This is a genomic window from Nocardia iowensis, from assembly GCF_019222765.1.
Classification (GTDB): Bacteria; Actinomycetota; Actinomycetes; order Mycobacteriales; family Mycobacteriaceae; genus Nocardia; species Nocardia iowensis.
On record NZ_CP078145.1, the window covers coordinates 6,940,900 to 6,961,587 of the forward strand.

Annotated in this window: 8 protein-coding genes; 1 reads left to right on the top strand and 7 read right to left on the bottom strand. The window is 69.0% G+C overall.

Features of this window, described 5'->3' with window-relative positions; genetic code table 11:
- Nucleotide 1 precedes the first annotated feature (1 nt).
- From KV110_RS32020 to KV110_RS32045, 6 genes are all read right to left on the bottom strand, one after another.
- Nucleotides 2-1,009, bottom strand: coding sequence for a Fe2+-enterobactin ABC transporter substrate-binding protein (locus KV110_RS32020; protein ID WP_218470904.1), 1,008 nt, complete (start codon nt 1,007-1,009; stop codon nt 2-4).
- Nucleotides 1,006-14,502 carry a non-ribosomal peptide synthetase gene (locus KV110_RS32025; RefSeq protein ID WP_218470905.1) on the bottom strand — a complete coding sequence of 4,499 codons (13,497 nt, stop codon included), beginning with the start codon at nt 14,500-14,502 and terminating at the stop codon, nt 1,006-1,008. Before KV110_RS32025 ends, KV110_RS32020 begins: the two co-directional genes overlap by 4 nt.
- A 91-nt stretch (nt 14,503-14,593) precedes the next feature.
- The gene (locus tag KV110_RS32030; RefSeq protein WP_343224133.1) at nt 14,594-15,481 is read right to left on the bottom strand and encodes a siderophore-interacting protein; all 888 of its coding nucleotides are present in this window, start codon (nt 15,479-15,481) and stop codon (nt 14,594-14,596) included.
- 195 nt (nt 15,482-15,676) lie between these two features.
- Nucleotides 15,677-16,372, bottom strand: coding sequence for a DUF998 domain-containing protein (locus tag KV110_RS32035; protein ID WP_218470906.1), 696 nt, complete (start codon nt 16,370-16,372; stop codon nt 15,677-15,679).
- Nucleotides 16,373-16,426: 54 nt separating this feature from the next.
- Nucleotides 16,427-17,281 carry a helix-turn-helix transcriptional regulator gene (locus KV110_RS32040; RefSeq protein WP_218470907.1) on the bottom strand — a complete coding sequence of 285 codons (855 nt, stop codon included), beginning with the start codon at nt 17,279-17,281 and terminating at the stop codon, nt 16,427-16,429.
- 74 nt (nt 17,282-17,355) lie between these two features.
- Nucleotides 17,356-18,285, bottom strand: a complete 930-nt coding sequence (locus KV110_RS32045; protein ID WP_246634812.1) for a purine-nucleoside phosphorylase — start codon at nt 18,283-18,285, stop codon at nt 17,356-17,358.
- A 305-nt stretch (nt 18,286-18,590) separates the two neighbouring features.
- Here KV110_RS32045 and gndA point away from each other — a divergent pair, with 305 nt between their 5' ends.
- Nucleotides 18,591-20,045: an NADP-dependent phosphogluconate dehydrogenase gene (gndA, locus tag KV110_RS32050; protein WP_218470909.1), complete on the top strand. Its 1,455-nt coding sequence runs from the start codon at nt 18,591-18,593 to the stop codon at nt 20,043-20,045.
- Nucleotides 20,046-20,138: 93 nt separating this feature from the next.
- On the opposite strand, the gene KV110_RS32055 is transcribed toward gndA, so the two are convergent.
- A complete protein-coding gene (locus KV110_RS32055) occupies nt 20,139-20,603 on the bottom strand; it encodes a hypothetical protein (RefSeq protein ID WP_218470910.1) in 465 nt (154 codons plus the stop codon).
- Nucleotides 20,604-20,688: the final 85 nt, after the last annotated feature.

Sequence of the window (20,688 nt, forward strand, 5' to 3'; positions counted from 1 at the left end):
ACTACCCGAACTTTTTCGCGATGGCATCCAGCGTCGTCAGCGCGCCGTGGTAGTCCGGCCGGTAACTGGTCGCGGGCAGCTCGAAGACCTTGCCGTCCCGGAATGCGGGCAGGCGGGCGTACAGCGGGTTCTGCGCCAGTTCGGCGGCGCTTGGCCCGCCGACCGGAATCACGAAGGCCATCGGTGCGTCGGCGATCCGGTCGATCATCTCGAGGCTCACCTCGAAGGAATCCCCCGAGCCGTACAGCGGCGGGTTCCCGGCCTTGGCCAGCACGTCGTCGGCGACGAAGCCCAATTCGGCCAGCTGGGTGGGCAGCGCGGCGGACTGCGGCACCAGGTACGGCACGCGGTTGCCCACCGAGAGCACGTAGACCACCTTGCCCGCCGGTATCTTGCTCGACCCCTTCACCTGAGCGGCCTTGTCTTCGTAGGCCTTCAACAACGCGGGCACCCGATCGGCGCGACCCGACGCGTCGGCGACCATGCGCAACTGTTCCTGCCAGCTGGTCACCTTGGTCGGTACCAGCACGGTCGGTGCGATCGCGGTGAGCTTGTCGTAGAGCTCACCGGCCTGCACGGCGGTAATGCCCTGGCCGCCGCCGATGATCAGATCCGGATTCGCATCGGCAACAGCCTCGATGTTCAGCTCCGCGCCCGCGGGCAATTGCTTGCTGCCCTGAGCCTTCGCCTTGTCCGCCCACTGTGGCGGGAACCCGCCGTCGAGGTTGGTCACCCCGATCACGCGGGTATCGGTGGCCACCACCGGCGCGTCCAGCGCGTAGAGGTAATCGGCCAGGCTGCCACTGAGCACCACAATGCGCTTGGCCTCGTGCGGCACGTTCACCGGACCGCGGTCGGTGGTGATCGTCCTGGTGTGGTCCGCTCCGGCGTCACCGTCGGTGTTCGACGAGCAACCCACCACGAGGGCCAGCGCCATGGACAGGCCGCCGAGCAACGCGACGGCGCGTCGCATTCGTCCGGCGGTAGCGGACGTTCTTGCTGACTTCATCGATCTCCTTGTGTCGAAAGAACTTCCATGCCGAGTGCCCGATCGATCAGCGGGGCGAGCTGCGCCCACCCGGCCGGTGTCACGAGCCCGGCGTGGTCGAAGTGGAGGTGGTGGACCACCAGGTCGATGCCGAGCTGCCGCCAGCCCTCGGCCAGTGCCCGCCCTGGCGATTCGGGGCCATCCGGGTACGGCTGGTCGGCGGTGAAGAGCGTCAGCGGGCCGGAGTAGTCCGGAACCGACGACACCGCAGCCAATTTCACGCATTCGGCGTATCCTGCGCGCAGGGCCGCCGAGAGCTCGGGATCGCGGACCTCCGGCAGCGCGGCGACCAATGCCTCGATCTCCTCGGTGCTCTCGTGCGCCGCGCTGTTCTCCGGTGCTCCACCGTTATGCGCAGATCGATCGAGCGGGGCCGAATCGATCAGTCCGGCGTAGGCGACGTGCTCCCCGGCCGCGGTCAACCGCGCCGCCATGGCGTGCACGACATTGCCGCCGAAGGAGTATCCGAGCAGGTGGTACGGCCCGGTCGGCTGGTGCGCGCGCACCGTGTCGACGTAGCGCGCGGCCAACTCGTCGATCGAATGCGCGGACGATCCGCCGTCGAGCGAGGGCAGCTGCAATCCGATCACCGGCCGATCGGCACGCAGCCGACCGGCCAGCGGCAGGAATTGCCACGCGAATCCACCGGCGGGGTGCACACAGAACAGCGGCGCGTCGGCACCACCATCGCGCAGCACCACGACATGCTCACGGCCGAGCAGCGTTGAGTCCGCCTCGGCGGCAACACCATCGGTGGCGACACCAGCGGCCGCGCTGTCGAGGTACCCGGCCAGTTCGGCGACCGTCGGCCGTGCGGTGAGCGTGCCGAGCGGCACCGTGACGCCGAACGCGCGATCCAGCGCACCGAGCAGCCGCATGGCGCGCAGTGAGTCCCCGCCGAGATCGAAGAAGCTCTCTTCGACATCCACCTCGGGCTGTTCGAGCACCTGCTCGAACACCGCGCACACGGCACGTTCGCGCGCCGTGCGCGGTGCCCGGCGGATCGTCCGCCGTTGCGGTTCCGGCAGTGCCGCGCGATCCAGCTTTCCGTTCGGGGTCAGCGGGATCGCCTCGATCACGACGACCTCGGCGGGCACCAGTGCGGCGGGCACCAGCGCACGGAGCTCGGGACGTAGATCCCTTGGCACCCAGTCGGTTTCGGGGACCACATAGCCGACCAGCCGGGCGGTTCCCGACGAATCGGTCGTCACCTTCGCGGCGGCCCGCCGCACGCCGGGCAGCGACGCGAGCGCGGTTTCGACCTCGGCCAGCTCGATACGCACACCGCGCACCTTGACCTGATGATCGGCACGGCCGAGATATTCCAGCTCGCCATCGGGCCTGCGGCGCACCAGGTCTCCGGTGCGGTACATGCGGCCGCCGCCGGGCGAGAACGGATCCGCGACGAAGGTGCCCGCGGTCAGCCCGGTCCGGTCGCGGTAGCCGATCGCGATGCCGTCGCCGGACAGGTACAGCTCACCCTGGGCGCCGACCGGCACCTCCGCCAGCCCCGAATCGAGCACGCGCGCATGGGCATTGCGCACCGGCCTGCCCAAACACGGTGTTGGACTGCCGGATGCGGGTGAGCCCAGCGCGTTGATGGTGAATTCGGTGGGACCGTAGAGGTCGTAACCCAGCACATCGGGGTGTTCCCGCAGCAATGTCCACAGATCGAGCGGCACCGCTTCGCCGCCGAGCAGCACCAGCGCCGGGACGTGCGACCCCGTCAGCAGGCCCGCGGCGATCAGTTCGCGGGCATAGGACGGAGTCACGTTGACCGCATCGATGCCGACCTCGCGGTAATGCTCGACCAGGGCGGCGGGCTCCAGCCGGGCTCGCTCATCGATCACGTGCACCTCGTGTCCGGCCAGCAGCCAGAACAATTCCTCCCAGGACATGTCGAAGGAGAAGGACACCGTGTGCGCGACGCGGAGCCGTCCGCGCGCGGCGAAACGCTCGGTCGGGCCGAAGATCTCGTCGAGGTGGTTGTGGTACATCGTGGTCAAGCCGCGATGCCCGACGACAACACCCTTCGGTCGGCCGGTCGAGCCCGAGGTGTAGATGACGTAGGCCGGTTGATCGGCGCTGCTCGGCCCGGCCACTGCCGCGTCGGGGACGGCGGGCGGCGCGACCGCGCCGTCGAGCACGGCGGCAACCGCCGGTTCGTCGAGCAGTAGTTGCACCCGCGGCCCGTCGCCGTCGACCACGCTGTCCCGATGCACGGTGGTGCTCACCAGCGCCGCCGCGGCACTGTCGGTGAGCAGATCGCGCAGCCGAGCCGGTGGATGCGTCAAGTCGAGCGGCAGGTAGGCCGCGCCGGTGCGCATGACGGCGAAGATCGCGACCACGTGATCGGCGATCCGAGGCAACGCCAGGGCGACCACATCGCCAGGTCCCATCCCTCGGCTCGCGAGCAACCGCGCCATCCGATCCACGCGCGCGTCCATCTCCCGCGCGGTGAGCGCGACCGAGCCGCACACCAGCGCACAGGCGTCCGGAGTGGCGGCGGCCCGTTCGCGCAGCAGCGCGTCGACGCTGCCGCCCGGCTGGCCGGGCAGCGGCACCGGCACCCGGTCAGGCGTGAACTCCGGCGAAACAGCCACCGGCGCAACGGTATCGGCGACCACGGTGCGTCCGGCGACGGTGTCCGGCGTGGCGAACAGGTGCAGGATCTCGACAAGACGATCGAGGATCTCCCGAGCCCGGTTGTCCGGCACCAGGTCCGGTCGATGCTCGAGCGCGATGCGCAGCGGATCGGCCGCGACACCCGGGTCGACATCGAGAGTCAACGCGTAGTGCGTGCTGTCGACCGCCTCACGCGACACGACACCGTTGCGTGCGAAAACGTCTGCGGTAGCGGCACTTCGCGGCAGATTGCGGAACACGTAGAGGGTGTCGAACAGCGTCGGATGGCCGCCCGCGCGCTGGATGCGGCCCAATCCGAGCTGTTGGTGCGCGACGAGACCGCCCTGCTCTTTCAGCAGCCGCCGGAGCAGATCGAGCAACGACTCCCCCGGGCGAACCCGGACGCGGACCGGGACGGTGTTGAGCACCAGCCCGATCATTCGCTCCCAACCCGGCACCTCCGGCGAGCGACCCGACACGGTCGAGCCGAACACCACGTCGTCCAGCCCGGTGCTCGCCCGCAGCGCCAGCCCCCACGCGGTGGACACCACGGTGGACAGCGTGACCCGGCTGTGCCCGGCCAGCGCCCGCAGCGCGGCGGAGGTATCCGGCGTGAGCTCGACCAGACTGCGCATCGGCAGCGGCGATTGCGCCACACCGCCGGAGCCGAGCAGGGTGGGCTGGGCGAGGTCGGCCAGGTATGCGCGCCAAGCCTTTTCGGACGCGCCATGGTCGAGTCCGGCCAGCCAGCGCAGCTGGTCGCGGAAGTCGGCGGCGGGTGCGAGCACCGCGTCCAGCTCGGCGTCGGTGCTGCCCTCGGCGTGCTCGAAGAGCGTGAACAGCTCGGTGAACAGCAACGAAATCGACCAGCCGTCGATGAGCAGATGGTGCAGCGTGAATATCGCGCGACTCGCGCCGCCCGGCAACCGGACCAGCAGCAGCCGAATCAGTGGCGGCGCGGCGAAATCAAAGGCGGTGCGGTACTCGTCGTTCGCGAGTGCGGCGACCATCGAGTCGATTTCCGCGGTCGGTGTCGCGGTGAGATCGACCTCGCGGCAAGGTGTTTCCCATGTCGCGGGGATGAACTGAACCGGTGCCGCGAATCCGGCATGGGTGAACCCGGCACGCAGATTCGAATGTCGGCGCAGCACCGCGTCCATGGCCGCGCGCAAAAGCTCGAGCCGCGGCGCGCTTTCCGGCGCGAACGAGAAGCCGACCTGCATGTGGTAGGCGTCCGGCCCGCTGGCACGGTCGACAACGGACTGAAAGTACATGCCCTCCTGTAGCGGTCCGAGCGGCAGGACTTCCTGCCATCCCGGGCACAGTGCGTCCAGGCGCTTTCGCTGGTCGCTGTCCAGCGCGACCAGGTCTGCGGTGCCTTCTGGCGCCACGATCGGCACCGGCGTCGCGGCCGCGGCCAGCTCGCCGAGGGTCGGGTGTTCGAACACGTCACCGACGGTGAGCACCAGGCCGTGCCGCCGTGCCGCGGTCACCAGCCGCACCGACCTGATGCTGTCGCCGCCGAGCGCGAAGAAGGCATCGTCGGGCCCCGGTGCCGGGATGCCGAGCACCTCGCCCGCCAAAGCGCACAGGGTGCGCTCGGCCGGAGTGCGCGGCGCGCGGCGGGCGGCCTTGGGGCGGGCGGGCTCGGGCAGCGCCGCCCGATCCACTTTGCCGTTCAGGGTCAGCGGCAGCGCGTCGAGCAGCGTGATCGCTTGCGGCACCATGTATTCGGGAAGTACCGAAGCGGCGTCGGCCCGCACCGCGGCCGGATCGAGCTGAGCTCCCGGCTCGGCGACAACGTAGCCGAACAGCCGACCGGTGCCCGCACCGTCCGCCCGCACCGCGGCAGCGGCCCTGGCCACCCCGGTGCTCGCGCGCAGCGCGGATTCGACCTCGCCGAGTTCGATCCGGAAGCCGCGCACCTTTACCTGATCATCGATCCGGCGCAGGTACTCCAGCCGACCGGCCCGGAAGCGGACCAGATCGCCGGTACGGTACAACCGCTTACCCGGCAGCCACGGATCCGGCACGAATCGCGCCGCGGTCAGCGCGGGTTTGCCCAGATATCCGCGAACCACTTGGGCGCCACCGAGATACAGTTCGCCCGCGACGCCGTCCGGCACCGCACGCAGATGTTCGTCGAGCACCCTCGCGTGCACATCGACCCACGGCGTCCCGATGGTGACCGGGTCACCTGAGCGCAGATCCGCGGCGGTCGCCCAAACCGTTGCCTCGGTGGGCCCGTATACATTTCGCACCGACTGGCAATGCGCGACCAGGTCGGTCGCCAGATCCGCGGGCAATGCCTCACCGCCGACCAGCGCGCGGACCGTGCCGAGCCGACCCGCGTCCTCGTGCTCGACCAGCACCCGCCACAGCGAAGGGGTCGCCTGCACGACCGTCGCGGCACTGTCGGCGATCAAGGCGTGCAACGCATCCGGGTCGCGCACGGTCGCCCGGTCGGCGAGCACCACGGTCGCGCCGACGGTCAGCGGCAGCAGCAGCTCGAGCACGGCGATGTCGAAGGACACCGTCGTCACCGCGACGATGCGGTCACCGGGGCCGATCCACCGTTCGCCACCCACCGTCTCGGCGAACGCGGCGAGATTGGCCGCGGTGACCATCACGCCCTTGGGCCGACCGGTGGATCCGGAAGTGTGGATCACGTACGCCAGCTGCGGACCCGCCGGACGCGGAGCCGGTACCGCTGGTGTATCCGGACGGGTCCCGGCATCGGTCAGGACCAGCGCCCGCTGGTCCACCGGTAGCCGGTCGGCGAGATCGGAGCTGGTCAGGATGCACACGGGTGTCGCGTCGTCGAGCATGTACGCCAGCCGATCGGCCGGATAGTCGACATCCAGCGGCAGATAGGCGGCACCGACGCGCAGCACGGCCAGCAATCCGGCGACCAGATCGGCGGAGCGCGCGAGCGCGACCCCGACCACCTGCTCCGGACCCGCCCCGGCGGCGAGCAGCCGAGCGGCCAGCTCCTCGCTCCTGGCGGCGAGTTCGGCATAGGTCACCGATCGCCCGTCGCTGATCAACGCGACCGCCTCGGGGCGCTGGCGCACCTGCTCGGCAAAGCGCACGGCAACACCCGGCGGGGTGCTGGCGCGCCGGTCCGGATCGAGCGCCGGATGCGGTTGGCCCAGTGCCGAATCGAAGATGCCTGCCGCCGGGTTGCGCACCGCGCGGTCGAGCACGGCGAGCAGTCCGTCGAGGAGGGCGTCGGCGGTGCCGGGGTCGAACAGCTCGGCGTCGGCCACCAGCCGGAGGAACGGCGAACGATGTTCCCCCGCGTCGGCCAGCCATACCGCCGCGTCGAACCGCGCGGTGGTGGCGGCCGGCGCCGACGGCTCGACCGTGAGCCCACCCAGGCTCGGGATGTTCGGCGCGGGTTCGTAGGCGACCATGGTCTGGAACAACGGATGCTTGGCCAGCGAACGCGGCGGCGCCACGGCGTCGACGATCCGCTCGAACGGCACGTCCTGGTGCGCGAGTGCGTCGAGCGAGGCGTCACGCACCCGGTGCAGCAGCTCCGCGAAGGTCGGCCGCCCGGTCAGGTCACAGCGCACGACCAGGGCATTGACGAAATAGCCGATGGTGTCGGCGAATTCGGTGGTGCCGTCGTCGTCGAGCACGCTGTCTCGGTGCGAGAGATTGGTGCCCAAGGGGATATCGCGGCCCGCGCCGAAGGCCGACCAGGTCGCGGCAACCGCGGCCTGCAGCACCATCAGTGGGCTGACGCCGTGCTCAGCGCACAGCTCGGTGATTCCCGAACGCAGTTCGTCGGAAAGCGGCCTGGTGACGGTGAATCCGCGATAGGCGGCCCGAACCGGACGCGCGCGATCGAACGGCAGGTCCAATTCCACCGGCAATCCCGCGAGCTTCTCCCGCCAGTACGCCAACTGTTCGGCGTAGGCGTACTCGTCCTGCCTGCGGCGTTCGCGTGCCGCGTAGCTGCGGTAGTCGGCGCCGATGGCCGAATCCCATTGCGGCGCATGCCCGGCCAGACGGGCCCGGTAGGCGATGTCGAGATCACCGAACAGCGGGCGAAGCGAGGCCGCGTCGAAGGCGATGTGGTGCACGACGATCACCAGGATGTGCTCGTCGGGCGCCACCGCGAGCAGGGTCGCCCGTGCGGGGGCGGCGGTGGTGATGTCCACCGGCTCGGCCAGGCAGGCCGCGATCGCGGCGTCCGCGCCTTCGCCGCCCACCGGACGTACGTCGAGGCCGGAAGCCTGATCGGCGTCGAGCAGCTGGATGGTCGCCGATCCGGCGGCATCCGGTGGATACGTGGTGCGAAGCACGGGGTGCCGGATCAGCACATCGCGCCACGCCGCGGCGAGTGCGTCGGCGTCGAGTCGGCCGCGCACTCGCACAACCCTCGGAACGTCGTAGGTAGTGGCCGGTCCTTCCAGTCGATGTAGGAACCACAGGCGTTCCTGCCCTGGGGACAGCAACGCTTCCGTTGCCGGACCACCGCTCGGCAGGATGCCCGGTTCCGCGATCAGCGAGCCGGATACCGTTGCGTCGCTATGCGTCTCGGATTCATCCGTCGAGGTGTGCCGAGCAGCGAATCGCTGCTGATCGATCTGCGCACGCATCGCAAGTCCGCGCGCGGTCGGAGCGTCGAACACGTCGGTGATCACGATGCGAAGACCGGCCCGGCGCAACCTGCCCACCAAACGCATGGCGGTCAGCGAATGCCCGCCGAGTGCGAAGAAATCGTCGTCGGCATCGACTTCGGCAACCTCGAGCACCCCGGCGACGCATTCCCGAACCGATACCAGCACAGCGCGATCCGCGGTTTCCACGGCGTCGAGTACCGGCGCTTGCGGCGCGAGCTCCAGCCGGGCAGGCGTGGTGTCGCCCGGCTCCACCCATCCGGACATGTCCACCAGTTCGCCCGCGGGCGTGTCCTCGGCGTCGACCAGCGCCCGCAGAATCTGTGCCAGCCGATCGATGATCCGGGCGACCGTCGGTTCCGCGACGGCGGCACGATCGTGGTAGATCACCAGCTCCAGCCGGTCACCGGGCGGCGCGAGCAGCGTGACCGGGTAGTGCGTGAGGCCGTGGTTGTGGAACGCGGAAATGCGCAGCTCGTGCGATTCCGGCTGCTGGGCACCGGAATTCGGAAAATTCTCGAAGACGACCAGGGTGTCGAAGAGTTGGCCGAGCCCGGCGGCACGTTCGATCTCGGCCAAACTGGCCTGCTCGAATTCCTGCATGGCGAACTGCGTTTCCTGCAATTCGGCGAACTGGTCGAGCAGCGGCCGGTCCGGCGCGATGGTGCACCGGACCGGAATGGTGTTGGTGAACAAGCCCACCATGGCCTCGACACCGGGCAGTTCGGCGGGACGGCCGGACACCGTCGCGCCGAACACCACATCCGCGCGCCCGATTAGTCCGGCGAGCACCACCGCCCAGGTGCCCTGCACCAGGGTGTTCAGCGTCAGACCGCGCCGGCGGCCGAGCGCGGCGAGTTCGGCGCTGTGCGCCTCCGACAGCGGCACCGGGCGCAGCTGAAAGTTTTGCGCGCCTGTCGATTCGCGCACCAGGCTGGGCGCGGCGAGTCCGGCTAGCCGCGCCGCCCAGGCGTCGCGCACCGCGTCTTGGTCGCGCCCGGCGAGCCACGCGAGGTAGTCGCCGTAAGCGGGCGGAGCGGCCAGCCCGGAGTGGTCGTCGTGATAGAGGGCAAGCAGTTCACGCAGCACGATCGGCGTGGACCAGCCGTCGGTCAGCAGGTGATGGGCGTTGAGCACCAGCCGGTGTTCCGCGCCCGGCAGGTGAATCAGCAAGGCGCGCAGCAGCGGCGACCGATCGATGACGAAGTGATGCTCGGCGGCTTCGATTTCGAGCCGATCGGCCGCCGCCACCGCAGTCCTGGCGGGCAGTGCGGACAGATCCACCTGCCGCCACGGAATCCGCACCGACCTGGGAATGGCCTGGACCGGTCGATCCAAGGCCGCATAGTGGAATGCCGCACCGAGATTGGGATGTCGGGCCACCACACCGTCGAAAGCTGTCATCAGCCGCTGTGCATCGAGCGGGCCGGACAGGTCGATGCGCGCCGTAAGCGTGTAAACGTCGGCCGCACCGTCTCGGATCGCGTGGAACAGCAGACCCTCTTGCAGTGGCGACAGCGGCAGGAGGGCGGCGAGAGGTCCGTGCACCGCCTCCAATTCATCGATCCCGTCCTGCGTGGCCGGGACATCGGGGCAATCGGCGGGGGTGAGGCCGCCATCGGACAGCACCGCGTGCGCGGCGAAGGCTTCCAGCGCGAGTTCCCAATGCTGTTGCAGCTCGGCCACCTCGGCGGCGCCGAGCACCTCCCCCGCCGCGGTCCATTCCACCGCGAGGCTCGGCGTGCCCTGCTCGTGGATGAAGGCGTTGAGCGCCAGTACCTCTGACATCGCCTTCGTCTTCGGCTCGAACACCGAGAACGGGTCCTGCTCCGGCAGTTGCCAACCGGTGCCGGGCGACGCGGTGAAGCGACCGAGATAGTTGAGCAGCAGCTCGGGCGCGGCTTTGTCAGCGAGCGCCGGTTCGGTCCGGTGGTCCAGGTGGCGCAGCACGCCGAACCCGACGCCGCCGCCGGGCACCGCGCGCTTGGCCTCCTTCACCGCCCGCAGCAGCCGTCCCGCGGCGGGTCCGCCCGCGAGTGCTTCGGCCAACCCGGCCGCGGTGTCGATCCCTGTTGCCGGAGCCCAGACCGGATATTCGCTGGTGAACCAGCCGACCGTGCCCGCGAAGTCGGTATCCGCGGCCAGTGCGTCGCGGCCGTGCCCCTCGACAGTGACCGGGCGGCCTGCTTCCAATGCCTCGCCGCGGCTGTGCCGCCACGAGTTCACCGCCAGCATCAACGCGGCGAGCAGCACCTCGTCGGTACGCGCCCGGTAGGCCGCGGGCAGCGTGGTGAGCATGGCTTCGGTGATCGCCGCAGGGGCGAAAGTTCTGGTGCGCGCGGCACTTTCGGCACGATCGCGGGCCGGATCCAGAGCACGGGCACCGAGCGGTGCGACCGGGCCATGGCCGAGCGCCGCCTGCCAGTGGTCCAGTTCCGATGCTCGAGTGCCCGCCGCGCCTTGCTCGGCAAGCAATGTGGCGTACCGCCGCCAGGAACTACTCTTGGACGCCAACCGGATCGGCCGCCGTTCACGCGCGGCCTGGCAGGCCTCATGCAGTTCGGGCACCAATATCCGCCACGAAACCCCGTCGACAACAAGGTGATTGGCCACCAGGATCAACTGGTCCGGGGCACCCTGCGGGGTCCGCACCAACGCGACGCGCAGGCAGCGACCGGCAGCCGGGTCGAGCTGCTCGGCGAGATCCGCTGCCAGCGCGGGAATTCCGTTGCCCGTGGTGGTGGTCTCGATGATCAGATCTGCCGCGCTGAGCGAGCCAGGCGCGCCAATGGTCAGCGTCGGCTCCGCGGTCCGCGTATCGAGCACGGAGCGCAGCGCATCATGGCGATCGAGTATGGTCTGCACACCCGAGACGAGGTCGTCGAAGGCGAGCGGTTCGTGCAGGCCGATCGCGGTCCACTGGGCGTACCCGCTGATCGCGGCCGGGCTCGGGTTGGCGCCGAGCAGCGCACGCACGATCGGCGGCAACGGGACGACGCCGGTCGCCTCGTCGGCCGCTGCCACGCTCGGCTCGTCATCGATCCGCTCGGCGGTGGCGGCGATGGTCGCGAGATCACGCTGGGCGAGTAGCGCTTTCGGTTGGATCAGCAGCCCGTGCGCACGCAATCGGCTGCTGACGCTGATCGCGGTGATGCTGTCGCCGCCGAGACCGAAGAAATCGTCGTCGACACTCACCGGCGGTCGGCCCAGCGCCTCGGCGACCACGGCGCACAGCGCCTTCTCCCGATCGGTGCGCGCCGCACGACCGGTCGAAACCACCTGTGGTGCGGGCAATGCCGCTCGATCAAGTTTGCCGTTGACGGTGGTCGGCAGTGCGTCGAGCACCACGATTGCCGACGGAACCAGGTGATCGGGAACGGTTTTGGCCAGCTGGTGGCGCAGTTCGTCGGACGCGTCGAGCCGCTGCCCCGATGCGGGAACGAGGTAGCCGATGAGTTGTGTGAGGCCGGAAGTACTCCGGATGACCGCGGCCGCCGCGGCCACGCCGGGCAGCGCGCCCAGGATGGCCTCGACCTCACCCAACTCGACCCGGTGACCGCGGATCTTCACCTGATTGTCGCCGCGGCCGAGGAATTCGTAGCCGCGTCCCGCCGCCCACCTGGCCCGGTCGCCGGTGCGGTACATCCGATCACCGGGAGCGCCGAACGGATCGGCGACGAACCGCTCGGCCGTCACCACCGGTCGCCCGAGATAGCCGCGAGCCAATTGCGTTCCGGCGAGGTACAACTCGCCGACTTCACCGTCGGGGACCGGTTGCAGTGCGCTGTCGAGCAGGTAAGTCCGTGTTCCGGCCAAGGGACCGCCGACGTGCGGCACCGCGCCCGCCACCGGCGCACTGAGCGCGTCGACGGTTGCTTCGGTGGGGCCGTACATGTTTCGCGCGGGCACACCCGAGCCGACGATCGTCTCCCACAGCGCGGGCGAGGCCGCTTCGCCGCCGATGAGCAGCAGTTGCGGGCGATGTCGGGCGCCGAGCATGCCGTTGTCGATCAGCGCCGCGGCCATCGACGGGGTGGTGTCGACCACGTCGATCCGGTCGGCGGCGAACGCGGCCACCTGCGCTGCGGCGTCGCGTTGCAGCTCGGCGTCGTAGAGGTGCACGCGGTGTCCGCACAGCAACCACAGCAGCTGGTCGAGGGCGGCGTCGAACGCGAAGGACGCGGTATGCGCCGTGTGCAGCTGCCTGCCGCCGACGCGGTCCGCGGCCTCGGCATAGATGGTCGAGCGGTGATGGTGCAGCAGATGCGCGGCGCCACCGGACCGAACCAGCACGCCCTTGGGTCGTCCGGTGGAGCCCGAGGTGTACACCACGTACGCCAAGTGCTCGGCGGCGCGCGGGGCGGCCAATTCCGCCTCCGTCAACGGACCGTCGGCTTCTTCGCCGATCAGCGCTTGAACAGCGCTGTCCAGCAATCGAATCGGGGTCGGGCGGGCACCGCCGGACAGCACCTCGACCAAGGCGTCGTCCGCGAGCACCTGCACCGGTGCCGCGTCATCGATGATGTCGCGCAGCCGCTCGATCGGGTGCTCCGGATCGAGCACCAGGTGCGCGGCCCCGGCATGGTGGACCGCGAGCATCGCCACCACGATCTCGGCGGTACGCGGCAGCGCGATGCCGACGATGTCATCCGGTCCGACGCCCTTGCCGCGCAGGTAGCGGGCCAGCCGATGCACGCGTCCGGCGAGGCCGGCAGCCGTGAGTCGGGTTGTGCCGCAGACCAGGACGACGCGATCCGGGTGCTCGACGGCGAGGCGGTCCAGTGCCGCGGACAGGTCCTCAGGTGCACCGGGCAGTTGCCCGCTCGCCCGCTCGGCCAGGACGCGCGCACCGTCTTCGGGCGGATACGGCGCGACGCGGCCGATCGGCCGGTCCAGGCCGTCGGTGAGTTCGGTGATCATCCGGACCAGTGCGGTCATCCGCCGCTGTACGACGTCGGCGCTGATCGAGCGGGCGTCGACCTCGAAGCCCAGTTGGATCCGGCCACCGGACAGCGGCGTGACGGTCAGTCCGAGATCTTCCGGCGGGCCGCCCGCCACATTGCGCAAAGTGCCTACGGCACCGGCGAAGTCGAGGGCGACGTCGAATGCCTTCAGGTTGATCCCGATGCCGTGCAACAGCGCGCCGGTCTGCGCGCCGCCGAACTCGCGGGCCAGGTTCTCGCCGCGGTAGCGCTGATGCGCGCGCAGTCCGCGCAGTGCGTCCGCGACCCGCTTGCTCAGTTCGCCGAGACGGTCGTGGCTGCACACCGACAGCCGCAGCGGCAGTACGTTGACCGCCATGGACGGTGTGGTCAGGGCGGTGCGGCCGACGCGAGCCATCACCGGTAGGGCGATCACCACGTCGGTCTCACCGAGCAGCCGGTGCACGAATCCGGCATAGCAGCCGACCAGGACGTCGGCCCAGGTGGTGCCGGATGCCTCGGCCACCGCGCCGACCCGCTTCATGAACTCGGCGTCGAGCACGGCGCGCGCCTGATTCGTCTGTTCGGCAGGCCCGTCCGGCTGGCTGCCCCGGCCGTCCAGCGACGGCAGCGGAGTCAGCAGGTCGCGCCAGTACGCGCGGTCCCGCTCGACGTCTGGACCCGCGAGATATGCCGCGTCCTCGGCGACCAGGGTGGTGACCGATCCCCACCGCACGGGTGCGACCTCGGTGCCGCGCACCAGCGCGGTGTAGTGGGCGGCGACTCGGCGCGAGACCATGGCCGCGCTGTATCCGTCGATGATCAGGTGGTGGTACAGCTGCACACACCACACCTCGTGATCGGACAGCCGCACCAGGGTGTAGGTGTACAGCTGGCGGTCGACCATCCCCCGGCAGTATTCCGCGGCCCGCTGCCGTTCCGCCTCGACGAATCGGTGTGCGGCGGCCGTCGGATCGGCTTCGCCACGCAGATCGACCACGGGGCGCAGTTCCGGCTCGGCGTCGGTGATCCGCTGCCGCGGACCGTCCGGCCCGTCGACGAAACGCAGTCGCATGGTGTCGGCTTCGGCGATCGTGCGCCGAATCGCGGTGTCCAGCAGGCCGATATCGATGGGTTGCGGGCCCGCGATCTCCAGCACCTCGCCGACCAGGTAGCTCAATGACTCGGGGTCGAGCCGCTGTGCGTTCCAGATGCCGAGCTGCGCTCCGGTCAGCGCCAACTCAGCGCGTCCGTCCACCACCGGATTCACCGTCACAACCCATTCCTCAATCTCGAGCCACCTACGTTCAACGCCTGCCGCCCGAGCAACTCGGAGGCAGGCGGTTATGCCGGAGTCGTCTGCACCACTAGTCGGCGACGGCCTCGTGGTCTTCGTCGAAGTCCGCGTGCCCGCGCTTCCAGTAGGCCGTCACCTCGGCGTCACCGGGCTCGGCGCGCAACACCTCGCGCACCCAGCGCCGCAGCGGGCGCACCACCCCCGCTTCGGCGGCGATCCAGGCGTACACCCGCTCGCCCTCGGGAATCGATACCGCGCGGATGGCGCGCTCGAGCAGATCCGAGGCGCCCGGCGCCACGCTCCCCCGGTGCAGCCAGCGCACTTCGACGCCCACCGGGGCGACCAGGTCGATTTCCTCGGTGGCGTCCACCACCTCGATGAACGCCCACCCGGCCGCTGTAGCGGGCAGTTCCTCCAACCAGCGGGCGATCGCGGGCAGTGCGGTGATGTCTCCAGCCAACAGGTACCGGTCGTAGGTGAACGGCACCACCAGTCCGCCGGGCGGCCCCGCGATGTACACGCTCGTCCCCGGCGTCGCGGCCGCGGCCCAGCCCGCCGCATGTCCGCCTGGGTGGAGGGCGAAATCGATGTCGAGCTCACCGGCGACCGGATCGTAGCGGCGCACTGTGTATTCCCGCGAAATCGGCAGCGGGCGCGGCCATTTCAGGGCCAGATCGACCTGCTCGGGCAGGCGCAGCGTGCCGTCGGGATCGGGATAGATCAGCCGGACGTGCTCGGTGGGCGCGTGACTCTCGAATCCCGCCAGTCCGGGCCCCGTGAAGGTCAATCGCCGCAATCCGGCGCCGACCATGCGCGCGTCCCGCACGGTCACCTCGCGCAGCCCGATCGGGTACGGCACCTTGGCCCCGCCCGCCGCCCCGTCGAGCACCTCGGCGATCCGTTCCAGATGAGCGGCCCGGTTCATCCGGCCGCGCCGATCTTCCGCATTGCGTGACATCCCTTGCGTTCCATGGAAATCCATCGACCGATCGGGTCGACGTGCACTCCGCGAGCGCAAAACATGAGGTTAGCCTAACTTAATTTCCCGAGCAAGGCGGTCACGCACACCTCACAATAGGGTCCGGAGCACACCCGCCCACCAGGCGAACGTTCTCCGAACCCACGACAGCGGGACAGCCCGCTACGTCATCGCTCAGGCCGGAACCCCCTGCCGCACCGGGCCCGCAACAGCGGTCTGCTGCTCCCCGAGTCGGTACAGATATGCCGCCACCGCGGTGACCCAGACCCACATCAGGATGCCAGGAACCAGGAAGGCCACATACGTCGTGGACGTATCGGCTCCGACGACCACGAGGAGGGCAAAGGCGCCCAACGACATCGGAACGGCTGCCCAGGAAAACCAGGTCCAGTTCCGGCGCCCTCGGCTGGTGAACCACCTCGCGATCAGCAAGCTCGCCGCGATGAGCAGGAGGGAGCTGACCCCACGTGAGGCCGCGTTGACGATCCCGTGCCAGGTCGTCGACTCCGTCAGCGTGCCGAGCGGGAAGCCGATCACCGCGTCCGCGGGAAACAAGCCACCGACGAGGTAGGCCAGCCCGAACAGTCCGAGCAGCCGCGGGGCCCAACGCGCACCCCGGCCCTGCCGCAGCATCCGGCCGACGCCGACGGCAAACAGCACCATCAACACCCCGGTCACCACCATGTTGGTTCGATGGATCCAGCCGAGGTCCCCGGTTGTCAAAAGGTTGTAGCGGTGTTGTGACAGGTCGAATCCGGCCCGGGTCAACGCCTGGACCGCGGTTACCGCGATATACAGCGGACCTGCCAGGACACCGCAGGCCAGCAATGCACCGGTCGGTCGCGCCATCGACTTCTGTTCGATCATCATGTCTCCGTTTCGCCGCCGCCCGCCGGGAGGAAGCAACTTGTGCGTGCGCCAACGTTATTGGCGCGCACCGGCGGCGGTCTTGGAGAAATGTGACCCCACCGAACCGAGAAGATGCAGATCCTCGAACTGTTCTGTCGCGCGAATCAACCCCACCGGCGTCGTCCCGGTGAACTCGCGAACCTCGTTGATCAGATGTGATTGATCGAAGTAGCCACAGGCCAGCGCCAGTTGTCCCCAGTCCGGTGCCTCGGCACGCCGCGCGAGTTCACTGGCGCGCTGGAATCGCAATACCCGGCTCAGCTGCTTCGGCGTCATCCCGACTTCGCGGGTGAATACCTGGATGAACCGGCGGCGGCTGAGTTCGACGCTCGCCGCGACCGCGCCGACGGTGCTCCCCGGCCGAGCGAGCTGTTCGAGGGCGAAAGGCAATACGGGGTGTCCCGGAACGTGGGCCGGTAAGCGCGATCGCAGGGTGGATTCCAGGACGGTGAAGCGCTCCATCGACGTGGTAGCCGCGCACAAACGCTCACGTAACTCGGTCGCCGGACGACGGCCCCACAGCAACTCCAGATCGACGTGGCGATCGGCGAGCTCGCCCGGCGGAACGCCCAGAAACGGCAGCGCACCACCGGGTTTGAAGTGGACGCCGACGATCGACGTATGCGCGGGATTGTCGAACGTGATGTACCGGCCGTAGGCTCCGGCCGCCACCGTTCCGGAATACCGATGGCACACACCGCTGTGCGGATCATTGATCCGCACGACGTCCGCATGCAGGTTGACCACCAGATCGAGCGTGCCGCTCGGTACCAGCCGCCCCGCCGCATGGACCGGAACATCATGCAGCGCCCAGAAATAAGCGATGAACCGCGCAAGCGCCGGACCGGGATCGCGCATCTCGAATCGCACGACTCCAGGATGCCGCACAGCTGACATCGCAACCTACTATGCGAAAGTCGCAGTCGGACCTCGATGCTCGTCGGTCAGCGCGCGGGCCGGTACGGGTTCTTCAAGAAATAGTCGACGACTGTGCGGCCGAGCGTGTAACCGTTGTCGAGGGAGAGGGGGAACCCCGCCGACTGCTGTTCGAGGTGGTCGAGCACGCTCTGGCCCGGGTAGGGCTGGTCGAAATTGCTTACCGTGCGCAGGGACAGATAGCGGTCGAGGTAGCCGTGCCGGTCCAGGACTGCGGCGGTGGCGTTGTCTTCCATCTGCGTGGTGCAGTAGACGCCATGACCGTTGGTGCGGACGCCCATGATGTGGCGGGCGGTGTCGGAGAGTTCCTTGCCGGAGAACCAGTCGTCGCCGGTCATGGTGTCGCACTTGGCAACCGAGGGCTTGCGATCGGCCTGTCCGGGGAACTGGGCGCGTTCGGCGGCGGCCGCGGGGCTGTCGGCCAGGGTGGCGTGCTCGGTCAAGCCGAAGGCGGTATCGACCAGCGCCTCGTTCAGATGGTAGGCGGCGGTGTTGTAGTTCTCGACGGGGCGGTAGCCGTAGGGCAGGCTCGGCGCCTCGGCCGGGACGAGATGATTGCCGAGGTCGAAGTCGACGACCCAGCGCGCCCACGTCGCGGAGCCGAGGGTGACCTGATCCGGCGGCGCGCCTGCGGTGCCGACGGTCAGGAAGTAGGCATTCGTGAAATCGAATTTCGGGCTGTCCAGCACCGCCATCATGGTGGCGGCCGCGTTGGTCTTGCCCTGGCCGGTCTCGGCGACACACAGACCATCGGCGTTGCAGTGCACCGGCTTATAGGCGGTGGGCAACTCCACAGTGATCGGCAGCGACTCACGTTCGAGCCACGGCTCGACCTCCGGGTCGAACATCGTGATGACCAGCACACCGACCTTGACCGGGGCGGCGGTCGACGTCCGCTCTCCGCCGCAGCCCGCGAGCATCGCAACGGTCGTGAACACAGTCAACGCAACTATCCAGCGACGTAGAGGCACCGGCTGATCGTATGCCAAGACCCCTGCACCCACCGTGCGACCGTGACCTGCGCGAACGCCGAGTTCGCCGAACCGAGGCCGACCCGACCGGGCCGAAACGGCACCCATGTAGGTTGGACGACAGGTTCTCTTGCGGCACAGGCGGAACCACCGGACCGGCCCGACCTGCGGCTTCGGTGTGCATTCGCTTGCTCGAGCGGTCAGCTGTGCGCTCGATTGTCGACAGTCGGTGGAGCGCGGCCGGGTCCGCGCCGAGTGAAAGGCCCTTCAGCATGACGTCATCGGCGGGATCGAACGCACGCGCCCACATCGGGGTCACCGGCCTCGCAGTGATGGGGAGCAATATCGCGCGCAACTTCGCCCGGCACGGACATACCGTCGCACTGCACAACCGCAGCATCGCCAAGACCGACGCGCTGCTCGCGGCGCACGGTGACGACGGCGATTTCGTCCGCACCGAAACGATCGAGGAGTTCGTCGGTGCGCTGCAGAAGCCGCGCCGGGTGCTGATCATGGTCAAGGCGGGCGATCCGACCGATGCGGTGATCGAGGAACTGGCCGCCGCGATGGACGAGGGCGACATCATCATCGACGGTGGCAACGCCCTGTTCACCGACACCATCCGCCGCGAGAAGTCGCTGCGCGAACGCGGCCTGCACTTCGTCGGCGCGGGCATCTCCGGCGGCGAAGAGGGTGCACTGAACGGTCCGGCGATCATGCCCGGCGGGCCGAAGGAATCCTATGAGGTGCTCGGCCCGCTGCTGGAGTCGATTGCCGCGCAGGTCGACGGGACGCCGTGCTGCACGCACATCGGGCCGGACGGCTCGGGTCACTTCGTGAAGATGGTGCACAACGGCATCGAGTACGCCGACATGCAGCTCATCGGCGAGGCGTACCACCTGTTCCGCGACGCGCTCGGCTTCGACGCCAAGCAGATCGCCGACGTATTCACCGGCTGGAACCGGGGCGAGCTGGAAAGTTACCTGGTCGAGATCACCGCCGAAGTGCTGGAGCAGACCGACGCCAAGACCGGCGCGCCGCTCGTCGACGTCATCCTCGACGCCGCCGAACAGAAGGGCACCGGCCGCTGGACCGTCAAGGCGGCGCTCGACCTCGGTGTCCCGGTGACCGGCATCGCCGAGGCGGTGTTCGCTCGCGCGCTGTCCGGATCGACCGGTCAGCGCCGCGCCGCTGTCGGGCTCGCCTCGGGACACCTCGCCGACAAGCCCACCGATGTCGAGCAGTTCACCAAGGACATCGAGCGCGCGCTGTACGCGTCCAAGGTCGTCGCCTACGCCCAGGGTTTCGACCAGATCGCCGCCGCGAGCACCGAATACGGGTGGGACCTGCGCCCCGGCGACCTCGCGACCATCTGGCGCGGTGGTTGCATCATCCGCGCCCGCTTCCTCAACCGCATCAAGGACGCCTACGACGCCAACCCCGAACTGCCGAGCCTGATCCTCGACCCGTTCTTCCAGGAAGCCATCGAGAACGCCATCGACAGCTGGCGGCGGGTGGTCTCCGCCGCGGTCCAACTCGGTATTCCGGTCCCGGCCTTCGCGTCCTCGCTGGCCTACTATGACGGCCTGCGCGCCAAGCGCCTCCCCGCGGCCCTCACCCAGGCTCAGCGCGACTACTTCGGTGCGCACACCTACGAGCGCATCGATATGCCGGGCAAGTACCACACGCTGTGGAGCGGCGACCGCAGCGAGATCCAGGCGGACTGAGCAAGACGACACGAGCACCCGGCCGGTACCGGCCGGGCGCTCGTCAGCTGCGATATATCCGAGTGTGCTGGTCGTCAGCCTTCGCCGGACGAACTAGCGCGCTTGATATTCCACGCTGCAATCGCCGTTGGTGTAGTTCTGTCCGCCATCGTTGTTGGCGACGGCGAGTACCAGGGCGATCCGGCCGGGCTCGGTCTGCACGCCGGGGATGGACAACACATTCTCCGGGCCCTGCACCCGGGCGCTGGTGTCCGCTTGGCCGTTGCGGCCGGTGTCGATATTTGCCCAGGTGACCGAGAATTTCTGGTTGTATCCGATGTCCGACCGAGCGTCGGTGTGCAGGGTCAGATCGAAGGACCCGTTGTTGCCGGACACCGCGAACACGTCACTGGAGGCCTCGACGGTGAACTCACCATCCGGGACCGGGTAGGTGATCGTGCACAGTTTGTCCGATGGCGTGTTCGGCGCCGCGAATACTGTCGGTGCGGCGCCGGCGGTTGCCGCGAGGCACGAGATAGCGGCGATACCGAACAAACCCGAACGCGTACGTGATTTCATCGAACCGTCCCATCAAACATCGAAATGTATCGAATGAACCTGGTTGCCCCGCTGGGTAATTGGACATCGAAGAGGCTGGCAACCG